The organism is Streptomyces physcomitrii (assembly GCF_012273655.1).
Classification (GTDB): Bacteria; Actinomycetota; Actinomycetes; order Streptomycetales; family Streptomycetaceae; genus Streptomyces; species Streptomyces physcomitrii.
On record NZ_JAAWWP010000045.1, the window covers coordinates 1 to 1,494 of the forward strand.

1 protein-coding gene is annotated in these 1,494 nt (G+C 69.2%); it reads right to left on the reverse strand.

The window, feature by feature from the left end; genetic code table 11:
* Positions 1–24: 24 nt before the first annotated feature.
* Positions 25–1,227 carry an IS110 family RNA-guided transposase gene (locus tag HFV08_RS31005; protein WP_168543887.1) on the reverse strand — a complete coding sequence of 401 codons (1,203 nt, stop codon included), beginning with the start codon at positions 1,225–1,227 and terminating at the stop codon, positions 25–27.
* Between the last annotated feature and the right edge of the window lie 267 nt (positions 1,228–1,494).

A 1,494-nucleotide genomic window follows, 5' to 3' on the forward strand; every position in this document is an offset into this window, starting at 1 on the left:
GGGGGGGTGCCTCTATGTCCTTCGTCAAGTGAGGCGTGGGGTTCTCGGCTTGTAGAAGGTGCCGTCGCGGAGCATGGCGAACAGGACGCTGATGCGTTGGCGGGCGAGGCGGAGGAGGGCCTGGGTGTGGGTTTTGCCTCGGGCTCGGCAGCGGTCGTAGTAGCCGCGGGAGGCGGGGTCGTGGAGGGCGGCGAACGCGGAGAGGAACATCGCGCGTTTGAGCTGCCGGTTTCCGCCTCTGGGTGCGTGTTCGCCGTGGATCGAGGTTCCGGACTGTCTGGTTGTGGGTGCGAGTCCGGCGTAGGAGGCGAGGTGGGCGGCGCTCGGGAACGAGCTGCCGTCACCGATGGTGGTCAGGAGGACTGCGGCGGTCCTGACGCCGATGCCGGGCATCGAGGTCAGGACCTGGGAAAGAGGGTGGGCCTCCAGCAGAGCGGCGATCTGGACTTCGAGGGCCCGGCGTTGTTCATGGACAGCGGCCAGCGATCTGGCTAGCGAGGGCACGATCACGTCGAGGGTGCCTGTGCCGGGAACGACGACGCTCTGCTCGTCGAGGGCGTCGAAGACGTCGTCGACGAGCCGCTGGGCCATGCGCGGCGCTCGGGGGCGGATGACCTCGACGAGCTTGCGCCGGCCTGCCTTGCGCAGGGCCTGCGGGGATCCGTGGCGTTCGAGGAGCCAGGTGACGGCCGTGTGGTCCAAGCGGGGGCCGAGGACGCGTTCCAGGCTGGGGTGGAACTGGGTGAGCAGGCCGCGGATACGGTTGGACGTGCGGGTGGCTTCGGCGGCGAGATCCTGGTCGAACCCGACGAGCATGGTGAGTTCGGCGGTGACCTCGTCGGTCAGTTCCAGGGAGCGCAGGGTGTGGGGCATCGTGCGGGCTGCGTCCGCGATGACGGTTGCGTCCTTGGCGTCGGTCTTGGCCTCGCCGGGGTAGAGGTCGGCGATCCGCCGCATGGCGAGTCCGGGCAGGTAGGCGACCTGGCAGCCTGTCTCGCGGGCGACCGTGAGAGGCAGGGCGCCGATGGAGGCGGGCTGGTCCACCACCACCAGAACGGTGCCGAACTTGTCCCGCAGCTTGTCGAAGACGGCCCGCAGTTTCGGTTCGCTGTTGGGCAGCGGCTTGTCGAGTACCTTCTTGCCGGCCGGGGTCAGCCCATGGCCGTGATGTGCGCTCTTCCCGACGTCCAGGCCGAGGAAGACACCCACCTCGCCGATCTCGATCACCGTGCCCCCACATGGTTCGATCCGGTGCCGGCCTTGGCGGTGGGTCCGTTCGCGCGCATCCACGTTATGTAGACCTGCCGCCCGAGTGCGGCCGGGCATTGCGCCCGGCCGGGCGGCGGTCGGGCCTCTGATCAGCGTCTCCGACGGCACCCTTCGGACCCGGTGACACCACCCCCCAGGTCATCCCGTCGACAGGGGGACACAGTCATACCGGGCCCGGAGGCCAGCGGCCCTCTTGCAGGACCGCGAAAAAGATAACGGGGGCGG